This window comes from Chondromyces crocatus, assembly GCF_001189295.1.
Taxonomy (GTDB): domain Bacteria; phylum Myxococcota_A; class Polyangia; order Polyangiales; family Polyangiaceae; genus Chondromyces; species Chondromyces crocatus.
The window spans coordinates 7,780,506-7,799,333 of the sequence record NZ_CP012159.1 but is presented as its reverse complement, the minus strand read 5'-3'; the positions used below and the strand labels follow the sequence as shown (position 1 = coordinate 7,799,333).

Below are 18,828 nucleotides of genomic sequence, written 5' to 3'. Positions count from 1 at the left end.
TTCGCGCCCCGCTCGGCTTGCAGCGCCCCGCGACACGCGGCAGATCCGCTCGCCGTGACAACCGAGACGACGACTCCCTCCGCAGAACCCCAAGCACTCCAGGGCAAGGCCCTGCTGACCGGAGCCAGCGGCTTCATCGGGGGCCGCCTGCGCGATGCGCTGCTCGCCCGCGGGCTCGACGTGGTGGCGGTGCGCCGCCGGGGCTCCCCCGTGGCGAAGAAGGGGCGCTCGGCCGAGGTGGAGTACGAGGACGTGGCCGGGCTGGAGCGGCTCATGGCCGAAGAGAAGCCCGATGTGGTGTTCCACCTGGCCGGGGCGACGAAGGGCGTGACGCGCGACGACTTCTCGCGGGCGAACGTGATGCCCACCCGCAACCTGCTGGAGGCGCTGAAGCGGGCGCACCCGGAGGTGAAGCGGTTCGTGCACGTGTCGACACTGGCCGCTTACGGGCCCTCGAGCGCGGCGAAACCCCACGTGGAGTCGAGCCCGCGGCGTCCGCTGGAGCACTACGGGGACACCAAGCTGGAGGCGGAGTACGTGGTCGAGGCGGCGAAGGAGCTGCCGTGGACCATCCTGCGGCCCGGTGGGGTCTACGGTCCGGGGGACGTGGACTACTTCAACCTGTTCCGCGAGGCGTCGCAGGGGCGGAACGTGTTCTTCGGGAACCGGAACCGGTGGTTCTCGGCGGTGTACGTGGACGACATGGTGTCGGCGATGCTGGCGGCCGCGTCGCACCCGGGCGCGGTGCAGCAGGGGTTCTTCGTGTGCGACAACGAGCCGCTGACCTGGGAGCGTTTCCAGCAGGCGATCGTGGACGCGAGCGGGCGACGGGTGCGCACGCTGAACCTGCCGGAGGCGCTGGTGAGCCTGGCCGCGGTGGGCGGTGAGCTGGCGACGCGGTTCGACGGGAAGCCGCGGCTGTTCAACCGGCAGAAGGCGAAGATGGGGGCCCAGGAGGCGTGGACGTGCCGGAGCGACGCGCTGCGCTCGGTGCTGGGGTGGAACCACGAGTTCGGGCTGGAGCGCGGGATCCGGGCGGCGTTCGACTGGTACCGCCAGGAGAAGTGGATCTAGCGCGGCGGGTCGTCGGCGCTCGCGCGCGGGTCGTCGGCACTCGTGCGCGGACCGTCGTCGCTCGCGCACGGATCGTCGGGGCCCGCGAGCGGGCTGCCCTGGCTCAGCGCCCGAAGTCGTCGCGGTAGGAGCCGCGCTCGATCTCGTCGAGGAGGGCCGTGCGGTGCGGCTTCCAGCCGAGGTCGGCGCGGGAGCGCACGCCACGGACGCGGCTGTTCGAGGCGAGGCCGAAGCGGGCGGCTTCCGCGCCGTATTGCTCGATGGCCTCGGCGATGGGCCAGCTCACCGTCTTGCCGCCGAAGCCGAGGGCGTGGCTGAGGGCGGTGGCGATGTCGCGGAGGGAGTTCTCGCCGTTCTCCGCGAAGAAAAACGAGCCGGGGGCGGCGCGCTCGATGGCGAGGGCGTAGAGGTCGACGAGGTCCTCGATGTGGACGTTCGACCAGGCGTTGAGGCCGGCGCCGATGTGGACGCCGGCACCGCGCTCGCGAGCGACGCGCGCGAGAAGGGGGACCTGGATGGAGTCGCGCTTCACGCCGGTGCCGCGGCCATAGATCATGGTCGGGCAGATGACGATGCTGTGCACACCGTCGCGCGCGGCGTCACGCACCAGGGTGTCGATGGCGACGCGAGCAGCCTTCTCGGGGATGGGGGTGAAGGGCGTGTCCTCGTCGTAGATGCGGTCGGAGGCCTCGCCGTCGGCGTGATCGGCGACGATGGACGAGCCGCTGGTGTGGACGAGCCGCTTGCCGGTGCCGCGGAGGGCGCCGAGGAGGGCTTCGAGGGTGCTGCGGTGATCGGAGTCGGCGGTGTTCACCACCAGATCGGCCTCGCTGGCCAGGCGCGCGAGGAGGGCGCCGTCGTCGAGGCTGCCCACCTGGGGTTTCAGGCCGCGGGCTTCGAGCCGGGCGACGTCTTCGCTGCGCCGGACGAGGGCCACGACCTCGAAGCCATCCTGGACCAGCCGCTGGGCGACGGAGCCGCCGATGTATCCCGTTGCTCCCGTGATCAGTGCGCGTGTCATGGTGCTCTCTCTTTCGGCCAGGCCGCCGTGGCTTCGGGGGCGCGCCGTGGGTGCCACCACCATGGCGCTTGCCTGAGCGGCGTGGGAGGCGTATCGCGGGCAAAGGCGATGTGCCTGGGAGGCAAAGCCCATGGATCCCTGGCCGAACCTTCGTGCTTTCGTGCGCAGCGTGCGCGCTGGCAGCTTCAGCGCTGCGGCCCGCGAGGCGGGGATGACCCCGTCGGCCTTCAGTAAGCTGGTCAGTAAGCTGGAGGCGCAGCTCGGGGTGCGGCTGGTGGTGCGGGGAGGGCAGGGGCTTGCGCTGACCAGCGAGGGCCAGGAGCTCTACGAGCGGGTGCGGCGGGCGTTCGACGACCTGGACGAGGCGATGGTGCGGGTGACGCAGGCGACGACGCCGCGGGGGCTGCTCCGGGCGAGCGTGCCGCTGGATCTCGGTCGGGCGTGGGTGCTGCCTCGGCTCTCGGCGTTCGCGGGGGCATACCCGGAGCTGGAGCTGGAGGTGGGGCTCACGGACCGGTACGTGGACCCGCTGTCGGAGCAGGTCGACGTGGTGGTGCGGGTGGGCCACGTGGACGATGGGCGGCTGGTGCTCCGGCGCATCGGTCGACTGAGGCGGCAGTTCTACGCGGCGCCCTCCTACCTGGAGGCGCGCGGGACGCCGCAGACGCCCGAGGCCCTGGCAGGACACACGGGGCTCGCCTACGTGCGCAACGGGCTGCGGGTGCCCTGGGAGCTGCCCTCGGGCGGACGTCTGCTTCCGCGCGGGCCGATCGCGGCCGACAGCAACGAGACCCTGCGGGCCGCGGCGCTCGACGGGCTCGGCATCGCCCACCTGCCGGAGATCGTGGCGGAGGAGGACGTGAGGCGAGGGCGCTTGGTCTGCTTGCTCTCGGAGTTCCGCGAGGAGGGGCTGCCCATCCACATCGCCTTCCCGCAAGGGCGCTTGCTGCCGCCTCGGGTGCGCGCGTTCGTCGACTTCTTCTCGGAGGCGGCCAGGTCCACGCTGCTGGTCTGACGCCTGGAGCAGTTTCGAGATGCCTGGGGCACGGTCCGTCGTGTTCGCAACGTCACGCCGCGGCGCGCCCATTTCGCGAATGTCTGCCTTGCGCGGGTGGGGGGCGCTGCGGCGACGCAATCCGATGTCTGGGGCATCGTATCTGCGTGGCGAGGTCGACGGGTGCGCGCGCCATTCGGTGTAGCGAGAATGTGCTGATTGCAATGCGATCACGTCGCCAGGGACGTAGACCATTGCCCATGTGATCCCGGGTATGCGTCCTTTGTCGAATGTCTGGTGAGGTCGTGAATCTTCGTGCGCTCCTGTCTTGCGCGCGGATAATCAATATGACTAACATGACGACGCCGATAACCCTGACGACAACGGCATATCCCCTCTCTTCACCCCAGAGAGAGGGTTGGATTGAGCAGTCGATGTGCGCGGACGCTCCGCCCTCCAGTCAGGGTGGGTATGCCCGTATCGACGGTCCCATCGACGTCGCCACCCTGGAGCGCGCGCTGGAGCACGTCGTGGAGCAGAACGACGCCCTCCGGCTAGCGCTCGTGCAGCAGGACGCGGCCCCCGTGCAGCGCATCGTCGACCGGGTCCCGGTGACGCTGGAGCGGCGTGACCTGTCCGGAGGGGAGGACGCCGAGGAGCGGGCGCACGAGTGGCTCCAGCACGAGCTGGAGAGGCCCGCCCCGGGTGGCGAGGGGCCCCTGTTTCAGTTCGAGCTGGTGCGGGTCGCAGAGGATCGCCACTACTGGCTCACGCGGGTGCACCCGCTGGTGGCCGATGGCTACGCGATGTCGCTGGTCACGCAGCGCGCGGCAGCGACCTACAACGCCTTGCTCTCGGGGCAGCCGATCGACGAGGCGATCCGACACTCCTACGCTGACTTCATCGCTCACGATCAGGCCTACATGGCGTCGGAGCAGTTCCAGCGCGACGAGGCGTACTGGCGCGAGAAGCTTGCGACGATCCCCGAGCCGCTCTTGCCTTCACGGTCCTTCGGCAGGTCGGCGGGGCAGCCATCCCGCCGGTGGCGATCGGATCTGATCCTGGACCGCGCGCGCTTCGTGGAGATGCAGGTGTTCGCAGCGGAGCAGGGGACGACGCCGTTCCAGGTGATCCTGGGCGCGCTGTACAGCTACTTCGCGCGGGTGACCCAGCGAGACGATGTGGCCTTCGGGTTGGTTGCGCTGAACCGGAGCACCGAGGACTTCCGACAGACGGTCGGCAAGTTCACCAGCACGGTTCCGGCCTGGTATCAGCTCGGCACGGGGCTGAGCTTTCGGGAGCTGCTCCTGGCGCTCGGTCAGGAAGCGCGGCGCGGGGCACCCCACCGGCGGTTCCCGCTGAGCGAGGTGAACCGGCTGGCGGGCGTGCGTGGCGATCGGCCGTTCGACGTCACGCTGTCCTGCTCGGGAGGTGGGTGCGACGTGCGCTTCGGGGACGCCCCCGCGTCGTTCCGCTTCATGACGGCGGGCTGCGAGCAGAAGGGCCTGCGGATCCACGTGGAGAAGCTGCACGAGCAAGGTGGAGCGAGGCTGCGGTTCGACGGGTGCTCCGAGAACCTCACGAAGACGGAGATCGAGAAGCTGCCGGGGCGGCTGGAGAGCTTGCTGCTCGAGGTGATGCGCTCACCCGATCGGGCACTGCGCGATCTGCAGCTCCTGACGATGGCGGAGCGTCGTCAGCTCGGGCTCTGTGTGGGGGAAGCTGGGCGGGATGCCGAGCGCGGCCCGGCGGTCGACGAGCAGATCGCGCACGCGCGGCCGCTCGAGGTGTAGCTCGGTTCAGTAGCTGTCGCTCGACCCGCCGCCGCCGGAGCGACCTCCGCCGCCACCGTAGCCCGAGCCACCGCCGCCACCCCGTCCACCAGACAGCAGGAAGAGCTGGATGATGAACCACAGGAGCGAGCGGAACGTGGGCGACACGATCGACAGGATGATGACCAGAAGGATGCCGCCCGCCGTCAACGCCGTCCGGACCATGTCCGGCGGCTTGGCGACCTTCTGCGCTGGCGCCTTGCCATCGGCGCCCTTGAGCAGGGTGTCGGCGATGGCGATGGTGCCCCGATCGACCGCCTCGTAGAAGCGATCCTGCTGGAGCAGCGGCGCGATGACCTCCCGGATGATGTCGTTGGACTGGAGGTCGGTGAGCTCTGCGCCCACGCCCTTGCCTGTCTCGATCCGGACGCGCCGCTCGGCGGGCGCGATCACGAGGAGCACGCCATTGTCGGCGCGCTCCTGCCCGATCTTCCAGGTGTTGAAGGCTTTGTAGGCGATGTCTTCGATGGGCTCGCCTTCGAGGTTCCCGGCGACGAACGCCACGATCTCGAAGCCTGTCTTCTGCCGGATGGCGTCGAGCTTCCGGTCGAGGCGCAGCATCTCGGCCTGCGAGAGCTTGCCCGCCGTGTCCACCACGTGCCCGCGGAGGGGCGGCGGGGTGAAGGCGGCGAGCGCCGTTCTCGGGAAGGCCGAGCTGAACGCGATGACGACGAGCGCGAGCGCCGCGGCGACCAGAGCGCGGAGGCGCCCCGCGCCCGCCGTCCGAGAGCCACGGGCCCAGGCGACCATCAGAACGTTACCTTCGGAGCCGTCTGCGCCTCGGTCGTCGCGGTGAAGAACACGCGAGGCTTGAACGGCGCGCCGGTGACCTTGTTGACGACCTGACCACCGACCTTGAGCAGCTCGGCGTTGTACTCACGCACGGCCAGGTTGTACTCCTCGCGCGAGCGCTGGATGCGGTTCTCGGTCCCCTCGAGCTGCACTTGCAGGTCGTGGAAGCCCTTGTTGGCCTTGAGATCCGGGTATTGCTCCTGGATCACCATCAGGCGGGACAGCGAGCCCTTGAGGTCGGCCTGGGCCTTCTGGAAGGCGGCCATCTTCTCGGGATCGGTGAGGTCGTCCGCGGTGAGCTGGATCTTGCCAGCTGCGGCGCGGGCCTCGGCCACCTGCGAGAGCGTCGCCTGCTCGTGCTTCGCAGAACCCTTCACCACCTCGACGAGGTTGGGGATGAGATCGTAGCGACGCTGGAGTGCAGCCTCGAGATCGGACCACTTCTGGGCGGCGATCTGATCCTTCTCGACCAGCTCGTTGTAGCGAGAGCACCCCGTCACGGCGAAGGCGAGGGCGAGCAGACAGAGCGCTGCCCAGAGCGGCCGCAGAGGGCGGCTCACGAGGGCGAACCTGGAGAACAGAGGTCGGGCAATCAGGCTCATGATGCTTCTTCCAATAACGCGCCCACGACGTCGTGCAAGGTCCTGGCCCACGATGTCCCACCATCGGGCCCCGCGAGCCGAGCGAACCTCAACGAATTCGCGCTCGTGGAACGTCGAGCAGGAGATGCTGGGTCATTTCGCCCCGCCGCACGGTGAAGACCGCCTGCGATCCTGGCTCGATGCGACGAAGGCAGCGCGCGAGACGATCCGAACCATCGACGGGTTGATCGTTCACGTGCGTCACCACATCACCGATCTCCAGGACGGCGAGCGCAAAGCTCTGGATCTCGATCTGCCGGATCAACGCGCCCTGGTGGTCGCTGTCGGCCACGCTGAAGCTCCAGGGCTCTCCGATGTCCCAGAGATGCAGTGCATCGGGAGGGGCGAGGGCCGGGGCGTCCACCGCGGGGGTGGGCGCGGCCTGCGCGCTCGGCTCTTCGGGGGGGCTGTGGTCCTGGTCGTCCGGTGGGGGCAGGTCCGAAGGTTCCGGCACCAGCCGAGCCGTGGGAGGGCGCCGGTCTCCCTCGAGGGTTTGCGCCCGCGCCTGGCCCGCATCTTCGCGACATCCTCCCAGGAGGAGGACGGCGAGGAGCCACAGCAGACTGGCAGGGAATTGCGGCATCGCAGTGTGCGCCGGCCTGGGTGCATGGGCGCAGACGGGCGGAGAAGCAATGTGGATGCCGCATGTCTTCCCGTCGAACGGAGCGCCTCTTCTCGACGGTCGAGCTGGGGCGTCGCATCTGGCGGTGGTTGCCTGCTAGCCTCCACCGCAGGGTGGATTTCACAGCGGGACAGGTCATCGCGGGGAAGTTCCGGCTGGAGCAGTGCATCGGGCGTGGCGCCATGGGCTCCGTCTGGGGAGCGCTGCACCTCGGGCTCCGCACCCCCGTCGCCTTGAAGTTCATGAGCAAGGCGCTCACACACGACACCATCGCGCAGGCACGCTTCGGTCGCGAGGCCGAGGCGGCAGCGCGCATTCGATCGCCGCACGTCGTGCAGGTGCTCGATCACGGTGTCGACGACGGGGTGCCGTACATCGTGATGGAGCGGCTCGAAGGGGAGGATCTCGGCGTCCGCATCAAGCGAAGCGGGCGTCTTCCGCCGGAGCAAGTGGCCATGGTGGCCGTGGAAGCGGGGAGGGCCCTCGAGGCGGCGCACGCGGTCGGCGTCGTCCACCGCGATCTCAAGCCGAGCAACATCTTCGTCGCGCGCGTCCGTGGGAGAGAGGTGATCAAGCTGCTCGATTTCGGCGTGGCGAAGCTCGCGTCGCCCGTCGCGCACGCGACGACGGAGGCCACCGCCACCGGCATGCTCCTGGGGACGCCGGACTACATGAGCCCGGAGCAGGTGCGCGCCAGCAAGACGGTCGATCACCGCTCGGACCTCTGGTCGCTGGGGGTGATCCTTTACTACGCGCTGACGGGTCGGAAGCCGTTCCAGGGGGCGTCGCTCGGGGAGGTCATCCTGCGGATCTGCTCCGCGCCTCCCGAGCTGCCTTCGCGGCTCGTGCCCGAGCTCTCTCCGACCGTGGATCTCTTCTTTGCGCGCGCCTGTGCGCGTGATCCCAGCGAGCGGTTCCAGTCCGCCGCCGAGCTGGCGAACATGTTCCTGGCGGTGCTCCACGGCGTCGCGAGCCACGCTGGTCCCGCTGTGGCTCCCAGGGCCGAGGCGTACGCAGGCGTCGCGTTGCCACCGGGCGCATCGAGCCACCAGGGATTCGCCGGATACCAGAGCGTGCCCTCGAACTCGCGCTACCCGGCGGCCGGTGGAGACGTCCACGACCGGCCACCACCGAGCAGCAGCGTGCCGGGATCATCGAGCTTGCAAGGCCTGTCCGGCATCCCCTCCGGCAATCTCCCCCTGCGCGATGTTCCGAGCGGGCCGATCTACGTGATCTCCACGCCAGCATCGAACCGGCAGTCCTCGGTGACGGTGCTCCTCATCGCGATGATCGCCGTGCTGCTCGTCTTCGCGCTCGCCCGGGAGCAGGTCCGGAACGCCATCGAGCTGCTGAAGTCGGTTCTCTGAGCTGGAGCGCTCGTCGAGCGTCGTCGATGTGTCGTCGATGGGCGGATGCCGCAATGCAGCGACGCGGCGCTAGGGACAGCCCGCGCGCACCAGCGGGGACAGCGCAGGGCCCAGATCCTCCTGCTGAGGCTTCGAGAAGCTGGCGCGGTCGAGGCGCTTGAGTGCGGAGATGAGCCTGGGGAAGCTCCCTCCACAGGCCGTGAGCAGATTCTCCAGCTCGCGGATGCCTGCGTTGTAGGTGCGGTACTGGATGAGCGTGGCGTTCGTGAGGGGCCGCTTGGCCTCGAGCTGGCGCTCCACGGCGGCGAGCAGCTTCCGCTTCTCCAGGCGCTTCTCCGCGTCCGGTCGGGCCGAGCGGTAGAGCTGATCGAGGGCGACGTAGGTCTCGTGCAGCACGCGCCTGCGCGCTGTCGACGCGCGCTGCTCTTCCAGGTACGCGCGCCGCTCCTCCGCCGAGGCGCCGGACTCTTCCGCGAGCCAGCGGTCAGCCAGCTTGTCTCCGATGAAGGTCGCCACGCTCTCGTTCAGGATGCTCTGCCCGGCGACGTAAAACGTGGCGTGCGCGGACTCGTGCAGCAGCGTGTTGGCGAACTCGCCGAGCGCCTCGTCGCCTTCATGAATCATCGACGACAGCACCGGATCGCTGAACCAGCCCAGCGTGGAGTAGGCGCTCGCGCCGCGCACGTCGACGTCCCACCCCTCCCTCACGAGTTCGGCGCCGAAGCTGCGTGCCCGGTCGCGATCGAACCACCCCAGGTAGGGAACGCTCCCCACGATGGGAAAGCTCCACGTCTTCGCCTTGAACTCGAGCGGTGCGCAAGCGCTCACCACGTACACCGCGACGGGACGATCGAGGGCGGTGTAGGTCTCGTAGCTGTCCGTGGCCTGTAGCCCGTGCTGCTCACCGAAGCGCTTGATGTCGCTCACGCGCCACAGGAGGTGGCGGAGACGCGGGGGAGTGCTGGGATCCTTGACCACCTCGCGGATGGGCTGCGCGCCGAGGCCGAGCGAGAGTTGCCCCATGCCGGCCTGGGCGAGGTATCCCACCGACGTGCACCCGGTCGACGCCGCGCAGAGCGCGAGGGTGAGGGCGAGCGCGCAGATGCCTGAAAGGGACCGCCAGGGGCGGCATGGCGGGAGAGGTGTGGAGCGAGAAGCCATGCGGCGAGCGCCACGTTAGCGCACCTTCTGCGCGTCGCTCCAGCAGACCACCGTGATCTCGCGCGGTGGCACGGCGTGATGCTAGGGTCCGTCACCATGCGCCGTGCGTCCCCATCCCGCTTCGTCCGGTGGTCTGCCATCACGATCGCTGCAGCCGTCGTCGCATGCGGCGCCGGCACGGGCGAACCGCGCGAACCGGCTGCCTCCGCGGACACCACGCCCGCCGCGGTCGGCTCGGCTTCGCCCACGACGGGCACGTCGTACACGGGTCTGCTCTCCGAGGAGGCCTTCAAGGCGATCCACGAGCTGAAGGCCGATCGCGCGCCGGCGCCGCGTGGCCAGGAGGTGCAGGTCGAGGGGTCCACCGCCTACCTGAGCCTCCCACTCGACGCGAAGGCCCCGCTGCCCGGGGTGGTGGTGATCCACGAGTGGTGGGGGCTCAACGAGCACATCCGTCACTGGACCGATCGCCTCGCGGAGGATGGCTACGCGGCGCTCGCCGTGGACCTGTACGGGGGCAAGGTGGCGGCCAATGCCGACGACGCCATGGCAGCGATGAAGGCGGTGAACGACGAGGGCGCGCTGAAGATCCTGCGCGGTGCCAACCGCTTCCTCGAGACGGATCCGAGGACCCGCTCACCGCGCACCGGATCCATCGGCTGGTGCTTCGGAGGCGCCTGGTCCCTGCAGCTCGCCATGCACGAGCCCGCGCTCGACGCGGCCGTGATCTACTACGGGCGCCTGGTCACGGACGTGGCCGCGCTTCAGGCGATCCGCGCCCCCGTGCTCGGCGTCTTCGGGAACAAGGACGGCGGGATTCCCCCGAAGGCGGTCGACGAGTTCGACAAGGCGCTGCACGAGGCCGGGGTGATGCACTCCATCCTGCGCTACGACGCCGATCACGCCTTCGCGAATCCCTCGGGCAAGCGGTACGACGAGAAGGCCGCCGAGGACGCCTGGAAGCACGTGCGCGCCTTCCTCGCGATGCACCTGAAGGACGGCTGAACCAGCAGGCTGCGCGCTTCCCGGGATGCGATGGACGATTTGCGGGCAGAATCCCGCTATCCGCGCGGCGGGATGCGGGTAGCATGAGCGAGGAGATCCGGCGAATGGCCGACAAGGAGCGTACTGTCGTCCTGAATCAGGCACCCGGGCCGTCGTCCGGGCCTGGCACGACCAATGTGGCGGCGCTGGTGCATCTCCACCCCTCCGGGGTGAACCTGGGGCGCCGGTACCCTCTCGAAAAGCAGGAGATTCTGGTCGGCCGCGAGGGCGAGGTCGACGTGCGCCTGGAGTACGCCTCGGTCTCACGACGTCAGGCGCGCATCATCAACGTGCTCGGCAACTGGGTGCTCGAGGATCTGGGATCGACGAACGGCACCTTCGTGAACGAGAAGCGGGTGCAGTCGAGCGCGCTGCAGAGCAACGACCTGATCCGCTTCGGCGAGGTCATCGTCAAGTTCCTCTTCGGCTCGGACATCGAGGCCGCCTACCACGAGGAGATCTACCGGGTCTCCATCCAGGATGGGCTCACCGGCGCCTTCAACAAGCGCTACCTGCTCGATCTGATGGAGCGAGAGCTGGCGCGCTCGATCCGGTACACCTTGCCGCTCGGCCTCGTGATGTTCGATGTCGATCACTTCAAGCGAGTGAACGACAACTACGGCCACCTCGCCGGGGACGCCGTGCTCAAGGAGCTGGTCCGGAGGCTCGCTCAGCGCATCCGCCAGACGGATCTCCTCGGGCGCTACGGCGGGGAGGAGTTCGCGGTGGTGCTGCCCTCCACCGATCAGCAAGGCGCCATCGCGATCGCAGAATCTCTGCGGCACCTCATGCAGGCGACCCCCGTCGAGTACGAGGGGGTCGGCATCCCCGTGACGATCAGCCTGGGGGTGACGGCGCTGGAGCCCTGGGCGTCGCCACCCGTCGATACGCAGGAGCTGATCCGGCGGGCCGACGAGCGGCTCTACGCGGCGAAGCGGGCGGGACGCAACCGGGTGATGTGGTGAGCCGGATCGGGCCAGGAGCAGCGTGGTCGCTGACGTTTCTGGCACTCGGGCTCGGCGCTTGCGGCGGGCCGGTGTCGTCTCCGGTCGCGCCGGTGGTGCTGCAGCTCCCCTCGGCCGAAGGCGCCACGTCCGGCAGCGAAGGGGCAGCCGCCGTCGAGAGCGACGAGACCTCACCCCCGCGGATCGAGCTCCCGAGCAGCGTCGCGTGTGTTCTGGATGGCCCGGTCTTTCCCGACGGCGACGCCGTGCTGCTTCGCTTGCAGGAAGGTGGACCTCCGTTCGCCGAGGTGCGCAGCAGCGTGGACGCGCGCGTCCACCTGGCGGCGGGTCGGCCGCTGCAGGCCGTGATGGAGGTCGACGCCGACGGTCTGTTGCTCCGGGGGCGTGTGAATGGCGAGGCCATCCCCTTGCGGCCCGCCCGCGCGCTCCCTTTCAGGGGGTTCGCTGTGCCGCTCGCCTTCACGCTGTTCCATCTGGAGGCGGTGGCTCCTGGCAAGATCACGCTCGGCTGGTCTGACGTGAGCGGGGTGAAGGTCCTCGGTGCGCCTCTGGTGGAGCAGGTCACCTGCAGCGATGTCACGCTCGGCATCAGGGAATTCGACGCCTCATCGGCGGCCGGCCCGCCCGACTCGGAGCGCGAAGCCTTGCTGTCCGTGGGGAAAGCCGTCCCGCTCTCCCTCGATCCAGGAGGCCCGGCCGTGGCCGAGCTGCGCGCAGAGGACGATGATGACGCCAAGGTCACGGTGGTGGGCAGCGCGGGAGCCCACGAGCGGGTGCTCTGGTGGCGCGACGAGGCCTTGATCATGGGGTGGATTCCGGCGGCGAAGCTGCGGCAAGCCCCTCCCGCCTCCGGTGCACTCGGCACGCTCTCGGCTTACGGTTCCGTCCTCTCGGCCACCAGAGAGCGTGGTGAGGTCATGACCTGTCCCCGTGACGTCCCGTTGATTGCGGAGGTGATGGGGGAGCGAGCGACCGTGGGGACCGCCCGCGCCGGCTTCAGGCTGGAACTGCTCGCTCGAAGCGGAGGGTATGCCGACGTCCTTCTCGTGGAGGGCGGCGTGTGGCTCAGCGAGGGCGCCCGACTCCTCGCGCGCACGTCCGACCTGATCCGCTGTCGCCGCGCTGGACGCTGACCCGCGCTCCTCGGGGCCAGCGACCTTCGCCTCGCGTGCTCGTCAGCTCAGCGCGATCATGCTGGCGGTCGCTGCGTAATCGACCCGGATCGCGCGGGTCGGCAAGGGGGGAGGCATGCGCCGGAGCACCCAGCGCAAGTACCGCTCATCCTCGGGATCGAGCGGCGCAAAGCGCAGGCCCATCCCGCGGGCTCGATCCCACTGCCTGCGACCGTGCACCACCCGGGCGACGGTCGCCGACGTATCGATGATGCGGTCCGTCCCGGGGACGCGGAACGAAACGAGCACCTCTTCCCCGGTGAACACTGGCACCGTCGAGAGCAGGAACATGCCATCGCTCGACAGATCCAGCCCCGTCTCACCGAGCAAGGTGAAGTCGTGCGCGCGCACGACCTGGCAATCCACGCGGACGGCGCGACGGGTGGCGCCGCGCTCGCTAGCTAGCAACATATCCATGAATGGGGAGGCCTCCTCGCCGCGAAGCGTACCGACGGTCCCCAGGGGGGGCCAAAAAGCGCGATCCGGGCGAGACGCCATGCGCTGGGGACGCGAGGCGCGTGAAATGAGCGCCCACCTCCCTCAGCGCGCAGCGGCCCTGAACGCCGCACGCCCCACGAAGAACGGGCCCATCTGGCTGATGTACTCCGACGTCTGCCGCGTCTTGCGCATCGTCTGCACCACGTGCGACAGCGGGTGGAGCTCCTTGCCCACGAGGCCGATCACGAACTCGTTGTCGTTCGTGTCCAGGCCATGGCAAGCGAGCCGGATGTCGTGCGCCAGATCCTGCGCACCGTAAGCGCGACCGATCGTCCCGTGCTCGCGCAGGATGGCTCCCTGCTCGCGGCCTTCGAGCCGCGCAAACGCGCCACTGCGCCGCAGCGGGTACCACACCGCCCAGGGCCAGGCGGGGTTCAGCACCGTCTGCGCCGGACGATCGAGGAGCCAGAACGCCAGATCGTTCTCGTACCCGGTCGAGTAGCTCCGCCCGAACATCGTGAGGTCGCTCCGGAGATCGAGCACGCCCGCCTCCAGGCTGTTCACCGCCGGTCGCACACGATCCACGAATACCGCCGGATCCTCCGACCAGGTGAGCAGCCCGATCCCGCGCGGATCGTTGACGTCCTCGTACACCACCACGCTCACGCCCGCTTCCTGGACGGCGCGGCCCACGCTGAGCGCGACTCCGGCGGGCGCCGTCTGCGCCGGGCAGCGGAAGACGAGGAGCTGCATGAACAGCCGCCGGTTCATCTCCTGCGGCTGTCCATCCCGGGGAGCGCCGCGCTCGTTGACGTCGACGCGAGGCAGCTCGTGCTCGCCGTGGCCAGGGGGGCGGGGAGGTGTGGGCTCGCTCATGGCATAGGGCTACTGGCCCCGACCATCGGCGGCAACCTCTACCACCAGCGCCGAGGTGCCAGGATCACCTGGCCGGGCGGGCTCGGAGGTCACACCGTCTGTCGAGCCCGCCGCGCGACGCCGGGAGCCGCCCGGCCATCGACGCTCGTGGGCCGCCGTTTCGCGGCGCGACCCTCGCTCACGGCGTATGGGCCTCGACCTCGCGCTCCGCGTTCTCCACGTCTCGGGTGAACTCCTCGACGTGCCGCGTCTTTTCCTCGCTCTCCCACGCCGACTCGGAGAAATCGCTCGGTGCATAGCGCCGCGTCGTGTGGACCGGCCCTGCCATCAGCGGCATCAGCTCGCGGTCGGGATACGACTCCTTGAGCAGGTAGCCTTCCACGTCACGGATCACGAAGGGCGGCTCGGCCCCTTCGTCGCGCACGAGCTTCCCGAAGAGCTGGAGCCGCGCCTCCTGCGGCCCCTGCCCGAGCAGATCGTTGTAGCTCAGGTACGCAAACGAGCGCCCCTTGGCGTCGTCGGCGCGCGCCGTGAGCACGTAGCGCCCCGGCTTGTCGACCTTCATCCCCACGAACAGATCCAGCGATCCATTCTGCAGCACCTCGCGGATCGCCCCCGTGAACATGGCCGGCGCGGCTGGCGTGTACTGCACGTCGAACGACGTCGCTCCGCTCTCCGACCCCACCTGCACCTGCACCGTGATGCGGATGCTGCCGTGGTAGCCACCAAACCCCTGCGCCGACGGCTGGAAGACGGCCGTCAGCAAGCCCTCCTGCCCCGCGTTCGAGAACGGCACGGGCACGTCCTGCGGCCCACCGGGCGCGCGATCCCGGTCTTCGGGCGGCACGCCCGCGACCGACGACGCCACCGAGCATGCTGCCGGCCGGTTGTCGTTCTCGCAGGCGAGGGTCATCCGCACCTGCTCGTCGCCGACCACGAAGAAGCGATCCTGCCGCAGGGTGACCTTCGCCTTCGTCACCTTCTTGTCGTCACGCGACAGCGGCAGCTTCACCGTGTCCACGTGGTGCGGCGCCATCTGATCGCTGTTCTCGCTCGCGGGCCGCGACTGCGGCGGATAGCGCGTCGACTCCAGGTACGAGTCGAGCGTGTGCCGCGCGCGCTCGAGCCGCAGCTCCCACAGGATCCGCGGATCGTTCACCACGTCGCCCGCCGACTCCTTGCGGGGCGGCGGCGCCTCCGCCGGCAGCTCCCGCGGTGCGCGTGGAGAAGGCCGATCGCCTGTCTCACGGGGCTGGCGCTGCGCGGGCGTGGCCGCGGGCTCCGGCTCGGCGGCGGCCGGGCGATGGACCGCCTTGATCACCAGGAAGAGAAGAAGAAAGGCCCCCGCACCGAGCGCGGGGACCTTCCACCAGGAGCGGCCGGGGGACCTCTCGTTCGACAGCTCCCCCTTGTGCCGCTGCTTTCGTGTCATCGACCTTCCTGGCTCACCGAGCGTAGTTTACCATGTCCTGACGGACCGGGCCCACGATGCCACCCCACGCCCCGTTGGCGTAGTGGTTGTACTGCTCGTTGCTGTCGCGCAGCGACACCGAGTGGTTCGTGTAGAGCTTGACCAGCGTCGAGCCCTTGTACGCGCCGCCGGTGCCGGTCAGCAGATCACCGTCGCAGAACCAGTCGCCCGGATTGCAGAAGCTGCCCGTTGCCGACACGCCACCCGTCGAGTGGTAGGCCACGGCCTCGTCGTCCTGGCCCGGCAGCACGCCCGAGTACGCCGTCCCCTTGGCACCCGCGAACATGTAGAACCAGATCGACCGAGTCAAGTTGTGGTTGTACAGCGCGCGCATCGTCGCCGTCCGCAGATCGCCCGTGAGCGCGTCCGACACGGCCCAGTGCCCGAGGTTCGCCAGCTCGCTGCCGCCGGCCGCGCCCGAGGCGATGTCCACCCACTTGATGTTCCAGCCGTTCTGCGTGCCACCGGCGTTCCCGCATACGCCGCTCGCGTTCGGCTTCGCGTCCTTCTTGCTGCGGCTCGACGTCCCGAACTGCGCGAGCGCGTATCCGATCTGCGCGTTCCCGGCGCTGTGCCCGGCGATGTAGCACCAGTTGTCCCCGGTGCAGTAGCAGTCGAAGGCGTCGCGGATGCGGTAGTTCTGGTCCGCGATGCGGCCCACACCGTCCCAGTTCACGGCCTTCTTGTTCACCCCGGCGGCGGTGCTCGCCGAGCCCCAGTACCCGAAGTAGCTGTGATTTCCCGGCTGGGTGCCTCCCCCGGGGTTCCGCCCGTGGACCCACAGGCTGTAGTTGGCGGCAGATGCGATGCCCGGCGCGAGGAGCGCAGCGGACACCACGGTGGCAGCGAGCAGATGATGGCGCATGAAAGCGGATGGATCCAATGCGCGCGTGCGGAGTCAATGCGGCCTGATTTGCGCACGTCGATTCCAAGCCTCGACGACTTTTCTCGTGATGCGACGGTGCGCTGACTCGCACGCGAGACACCGCTATGGCAATTTTCCCTGCAATTGCGCGTAGAAGCGCGTCATTGCCGCAGTGCGCTGAAGAGCGCCATGAGATCGCTGTGTGAACCTGTCGCGCTCGCGCGCGCTGCCGCGACGACGTCTCATGAGCGGTCGCCTCGACGCTCGACATCGCCTCGACATCGCCTCGACGTCGCCTCGACGGCAACGGAGCCAAGGTGTGAGGAATGAAAAGAGGGGAGGGGAGGGGACGCACGCGGTGCCCCTCCTGTCACATCACAGCGCGTACCTCACCATGTCCTGGCGCACCGGTCCCACGATGCCACCCCAGCTGCCACCCGCGCCGTGGCCGTACTGCTCGGAGTCGTCGCGCAGCTCCACCGTGTGGTTGCTCCACAGCGAGATGCGCGTCGAGCCCTTGTTCGCGCCGCCGGTGCCGGTCTGCAGCGTCCCGTCACAGAACCAGTCGCCCGGGTTGCAGAAGCTACCGGTCTGCGACACGCCGCCGGTCGAGTGGTAGGCCACGGCCTCGTCGTCCTGGCCCGGGAGAACGCCCGAGTAGAGTGTCCCCTTGGCGCCGGCGAACATGTAGAACCACTTTCCTTGCGTCGCGTTGTGGTTGTACAGCGAGCGCATCGTCGCCGTCCGCAGGTCGCCCGTGAGCGGATCGGACACGGCCCAGTGCCCGAGGTTCGCCAGCTCGCTGCCGCCGCCTGCACCGGAGGCGATGTCGATCCACTTGATGTTCCAGCCGGTCTGGGTCCCGCCGCTGTTCCCGCACACGCCGCTCGCGTTCGGCGTCGCGTTCTTGTTGCTGCGGCTCGACGTGCCGAACTGCGCGAGCGCGTAGCCGATCTGCGCGTCACCGGCGCTGTGCGCGGCGATGTAGCAGAAGTTTGGCCCCGTGCAGTAGCAGTCGAGCGCGTTGCGGATGTGGACGTTCTGGTCCGCAATGCGGCTCCGACCGTCCCAGTTCACGGCCCTCTTGTTGACGCCGGCGGCGGTGTTCGCGGAGCCGAAGTGCCCGAAGTACGAGTGGCTGCCAGGCTGCGTGTTACCGCCTGTGCTGCGCCCGTGGATCCACAGGGTGTAGTTGGCGGCGGAAGCGATGGCGGGCGCGAGGAGGGCGCCGACCATCGCCGTTGCGGCGAGGATGTGGTGTCGCATGATCGCAGATGGATCCTGCAACATCGTTCGGAGTCAAACGAACCGTGCCGCGGCTGCGTCGTTTCCGCGCAGCGATCAATTTTCCGTGAAAACCAGCAGGAAAACGTGCGCCTCGGCACTACCTCACGGTGGGGGGCCTGACGCTGCACGTGATCATCAGCGAATCACGCGGTGATGCGTGCAGCGATGAGGGAGCGCGTGGCGATGAGGGAGCGCGTGGCGATGAGAAGGGGCGCGAGCAGAGGATCCTCGCTCGCGGCGATCGCTCACTCGACGATGAGCGTGGCGGTGATGATGGGCGCGAGCATCCGATTCTCGCTCGCTGCGACCACGTAGTACACGTACGAGCCCCGCTCGACCGGCGCTGACAGCGTCGCGGACCAGGTACCGTTCGCGGGGACCGCCTCGGCGCCCTCTTCCTCGGGCACGGGCGGGCCGAACGCTGCGGCGAGTCCCTCGCCTGGCTGGATCGCCAGCACCTGCGCCGAGATGGGATCCTCCTCGGCGGCGGTCACATCGACGGTCAGCGTCGTCGTGTTGCCGGGGGTCACGCTCGACGGAGAGAAGACGGCGTTCTCCGTGGCGGGCCTCGCTGCGCCTTCGGGCATCGGCGTCGCCCGGACCTCCACCTCTTCGACCTCGGTCTCCTTCGGCGCGAGCATGAACTCGCTCGACGCCACCTGGTAGCCCTCGGCGAAGATGTGGATGCCCTTGGGGCCGCGGGGCAGCACGGTCGTGAAGTAGCCCGGCGTCGGCGGGATCTCTTCCTCGCCGGTGGGCTCCGTACCCGCTTGCGCACCGTACACGTACGCGGGAACGAACAAGCCACCCTCTTCGATGGCCGCCAGGGCGCCTGCCAGGGGCTCGCCGGACGCGCCGAGCGCCGCCACCTGGATCACGCCGATGGACGCGTTGCTCTCGCAGCCTGCGAGCAGCGCTGCGAGCAAGACGAATCCGGACAATGAAGTAGCGCGAGTCGCCATGGGATCTGCATACCCGAGAAGGGCCTCGGAGGTCCATGAAGGCGGCGTGATGGGCCCTGATCCCGCCGTGGAAATACATGTTCGACACTAGGGACTCGCCCATCACGCCCAGGCCGGACCGGAGGCGGAGCGCGAGCGATGGGCGCGTCACATGGACGTCGCGCGGGGTCCCGTCGAGGCGGGGGGGCGCGGTTTGCTCCCGGGCATGCGTCGCGTTATCGTATCGAAATCATTAAGCAAGCGA

Annotated in this window: 18 protein-coding genes; 7 read left to right on the top strand and 11 right to left on the bottom strand. The window is 69.1% G+C overall.

Features of this window, described 5'->3' with window-relative positions:
• Positions 1–54 precede the first annotated feature (54 nt).
• Positions 55–1,074 (top strand): NAD-dependent epimerase/dehydratase family protein, encoded by a 1,020-nt coding sequence (locus CMC5_RS28055; protein ID WP_050433278.1) that lies wholly within the window; start codon positions 55–57, stop codon positions 1,072–1,074.
• A 103-nt stretch (positions 1,075–1,177) separates the two neighbouring features.
• Here the strand turns inward: CMC5_RS28055 and CMC5_RS28050 are convergent, their stop codons facing one another.
• A complete protein-coding gene (locus tag CMC5_RS28050) occupies positions 1,178–2,095 on the bottom strand; it encodes an NAD-dependent epimerase/dehydratase family protein (RefSeq protein WP_050436171.1) in 918 nt (305 codons plus the stop codon).
• Positions 2,096–2,225: 130 nt separating this feature from the next.
• On the opposite strand from CMC5_RS28050, the gene CMC5_RS28045 reads away from it, so the two are divergent.
• Both CMC5_RS28045 and CMC5_RS28040 read left to right on the top strand, forming a co-directional pair.
• The gene (locus CMC5_RS28045) at positions 2,226–3,110 is read left to right on the top strand and encodes a LysR family transcriptional regulator (RefSeq protein ID WP_063796359.1); all 885 of its coding nucleotides are present in this window, start codon (positions 2,226–2,228) and stop codon (positions 3,108–3,110) included.
• 269 nt (positions 3,111–3,379) lie between these two features.
• Entirely contained in the window at positions 3,380–4,882 is a 1,503-nt protein-coding gene (locus tag CMC5_RS28040) for a condensation domain-containing protein (protein ID WP_082362858.1), read from the top strand.
• Between the two features lie 6 nt (positions 4,883–4,888).
• Here CMC5_RS28040 and CMC5_RS28035 read toward each other — a convergent pair whose 3' ends face one another.
• The 3 genes from CMC5_RS28035 to CMC5_RS28025 all read right to left on the bottom strand — a co-directional run bounded on the left by CMC5_RS28035 (position 4,889) and on the right by CMC5_RS28025 (position 6,808).
• Positions 4,889–5,671, bottom strand: a complete 783-nt coding sequence (locus CMC5_RS28035; protein WP_050433276.1) for a TPM domain-containing protein — start codon at positions 5,669–5,671, stop codon at positions 4,889–4,891.
• The gene (locus tag CMC5_RS28030; protein WP_082362857.1) at positions 5,671–6,315 is read right to left on the bottom strand and encodes a LemA family protein; all 645 of its coding nucleotides are present in this window, start codon (positions 6,313–6,315) and stop codon (positions 5,671–5,673) included. Before CMC5_RS28030 ends, CMC5_RS28035 begins: the two co-directional genes overlap by 1 nt.
• Before the next feature lie 88 nt (positions 6,316–6,403).
• Positions 6,404–6,808, bottom strand: a complete 405-nt coding sequence (locus CMC5_RS28025; protein WP_169796681.1) for a PDZ domain-containing protein — start codon at positions 6,806–6,808, stop codon at positions 6,404–6,406.
• A 191-nt stretch (positions 6,809–6,999) separates the two neighbouring features.
• On the opposite strand from CMC5_RS28025, the gene CMC5_RS28020 reads away from it, so the two are divergent.
• Positions 7,000–8,343 carry a serine/threonine-protein kinase gene (locus CMC5_RS28020; protein WP_050433274.1) on the top strand — a complete coding sequence of 448 codons (1,344 nt, stop codon included), beginning with the start codon at positions 7,000–7,002 and terminating at the stop codon, positions 8,341–8,343.
• 69 nt (positions 8,344–8,412) lie between these two features.
• Here the strand turns inward: CMC5_RS28020 and CMC5_RS28015 are convergent, their stop codons facing one another.
• Positions 8,413–9,504, bottom strand: a complete 1,092-nt coding sequence (locus CMC5_RS28015; protein ID WP_050433273.1) for an aminopeptidase — start codon at positions 9,502–9,504, stop codon at positions 8,413–8,415.
• Between the two features lie 96 nt (positions 9,505–9,600).
• On the opposite strand from CMC5_RS28015, the gene CMC5_RS28010 reads away from it, so the two are divergent.
• From CMC5_RS28010 to CMC5_RS28000, 3 genes are all read left to right on the top strand, one after another.
• Positions 9,601–10,509, top strand: coding sequence for a dienelactone hydrolase family protein (locus tag CMC5_RS28010; protein ID WP_050433272.1), 909 nt, complete (start codon positions 9,601–9,603; stop codon positions 10,507–10,509).
• A gap of 83 nt (positions 10,510–10,592) precedes the next feature.
• On the top strand, positions 10,593–11,513 hold the full coding sequence (locus tag CMC5_RS28005) for a GGDEF domain-containing protein (RefSeq protein WP_050433271.1): 921 nt from the start codon (positions 10,593–10,595) through the stop codon (positions 11,511–11,513).
• Entirely contained in the window at positions 11,510–12,646 is a 1,137-nt protein-coding gene (locus CMC5_RS28000; protein WP_156338904.1) for a hypothetical protein, read from the top strand. Before CMC5_RS28005 ends, CMC5_RS28000 begins: the two co-directional genes overlap by 4 nt.
• A 42-nt stretch (positions 12,647–12,688) precedes the next feature.
• Here CMC5_RS28000 and CMC5_RS27995 read toward each other — a convergent pair whose 3' ends face one another.
• The 6 genes from CMC5_RS27995 to CMC5_RS27970 all read right to left on the bottom strand — a co-directional run bounded on the left by CMC5_RS27995 (position 12,689) and on the right by CMC5_RS27970 (position 18,584).
• A complete protein-coding gene (locus CMC5_RS27995) occupies positions 12,689–13,102 on the bottom strand; it encodes a PilZ domain-containing protein (RefSeq protein WP_050433269.1) in 414 nt (137 codons plus the stop codon).
• Between the two features lie 123 nt (positions 13,103–13,225).
• Positions 13,226–13,999: a chlorite dismutase family protein gene (locus tag CMC5_RS27990; RefSeq protein ID WP_050433268.1), complete on the bottom strand. Its 774-nt coding sequence runs from the start codon at positions 13,997–13,999 to the stop codon at positions 13,226–13,228.
• A 178-nt stretch (positions 14,000–14,177) separates the two neighbouring features.
• Positions 14,178–15,431 carry a hypothetical protein gene (locus CMC5_RS27985; RefSeq protein WP_050433267.1) on the bottom strand — a complete coding sequence of 418 codons (1,254 nt, stop codon included), beginning with the start codon at positions 15,429–15,431 and terminating at the stop codon, positions 14,178–14,180.
• Positions 15,432–15,444: 13 nt separating this feature from the next.
• Complete coding sequence (locus CMC5_RS27980) at positions 15,445–16,335, bottom strand: hypothetical protein (RefSeq protein ID WP_050433266.1); 891 nt, start codon at positions 16,333–16,335, stop codon at positions 15,445–15,447.
• A gap of 375 nt (positions 16,336–16,710) precedes the next feature.
• A complete protein-coding gene (locus CMC5_RS27975) occupies positions 16,711–17,601 on the bottom strand; it encodes a hypothetical protein (protein WP_050436169.1) in 891 nt (296 codons plus the stop codon).
• A 266-nt stretch (positions 17,602–17,867) separates the two neighbouring features.
• On the bottom strand, positions 17,868–18,584 hold the full coding sequence (locus CMC5_RS27970; RefSeq protein ID WP_156338903.1) for a hypothetical protein: 717 nt from the start codon (positions 18,582–18,584) through the stop codon (positions 17,868–17,870).
• Positions 18,585–18,828: the final 244 nt, after the last annotated feature.

What these genes read in the sequence shown, in the direction of transcription:
- CMC5_RS27975 (WP_050436169.1), bottom strand. Translation starts at nt 17,601, where the DNA reads ATGCGACACCACATCCTCGCCGCAACGGCGATGGTCGGCGCCCTCCTC.
- CMC5_RS28035 (WP_050433276.1), bottom strand. Translation starts at nt 5,671, where the DNA reads ATGGTCGCCTGGGCCCGTGGCTCTCGGACGGCGGGCGCGGGGCGCCTC.
- CMC5_RS27985 (WP_050433267.1), bottom strand. Translation starts at nt 15,431, where the DNA reads ATGACACGAAAGCAGCGGCACAAGGGGGAGCTGTCGAACGAGAGGTCC.
- CMC5_RS28030 (WP_082362857.1), bottom strand. Translation starts at nt 6,315, where the DNA reads ATGAGCCTGATTGCCCGACCTCTGTTCTCCAGGTTCGCCCTCGTGAGC.
- CMC5_RS27990 (WP_050433268.1), bottom strand. Translation starts at nt 13,999, where the DNA reads ATGAGCGAGCCCACACCTCCCCGCCCCCCTGGCCACGGCGAGCACGAG.
- CMC5_RS27995 (WP_050433269.1), bottom strand. Translation starts at nt 13,102, where the DNA reads ATGGATATGTTGCTAGCTAGCGAGCGCGGCGCCACCCGTCGCGCCGTC.
- CMC5_RS28045 (WP_063796359.1), top strand. Translation starts at nt 2,226, where the DNA reads ATGGATCCCTGGCCGAACCTTCGTGCTTTCGTGCGCAGCGTGCGCGCT.
- CMC5_RS28050 (WP_050436171.1), bottom strand. Translation starts at nt 2,095, where the DNA reads ATGACACGCGCACTGATCACGGGAGCAACGGGATACATCGGCGGCTCC.
- CMC5_RS28005 (WP_050433271.1), top strand. Translation starts at nt 10,593, where the DNA reads ATGAGCGAGGAGATCCGGCGAATGGCCGACAAGGAGCGTACTGTCGTC.
- CMC5_RS28040 (WP_082362858.1), top strand. Translation starts at nt 3,380, where the DNA reads ATGTCTGGTGAGGTCGTGAATCTTCGTGCGCTCCTGTCTTGCGCGCGG.
- CMC5_RS27980 (WP_050433266.1), bottom strand. Translation starts at nt 16,335, where the DNA reads ATGCGCCATCATCTGCTCGCTGCCACCGTGGTGTCCGCTGCGCTCCTC.
- CMC5_RS27970 (WP_156338903.1), bottom strand. Translation starts at nt 18,584, where the DNA reads ATGGCGACTCGCGCTACTTCATTGTCCGGATTCGTCTTGCTCGCAGCG.
- CMC5_RS28010 (WP_050433272.1), top strand. Translation starts at nt 9,601, where the DNA reads ATGCGCCGTGCGTCCCCATCCCGCTTCGTCCGGTGGTCTGCCATCACG.
- CMC5_RS28015 (WP_050433273.1), bottom strand. Translation starts at nt 9,504, where the DNA reads ATGGCTTCTCGCTCCACACCTCTCCCGCCATGCCGCCCCTGGCGGTCC.
- CMC5_RS28020 (WP_050433274.1), top strand. Translation starts at nt 7,000, where the DNA reads ATGTCTTCCCGTCGAACGGAGCGCCTCTTCTCGACGGTCGAGCTGGGG.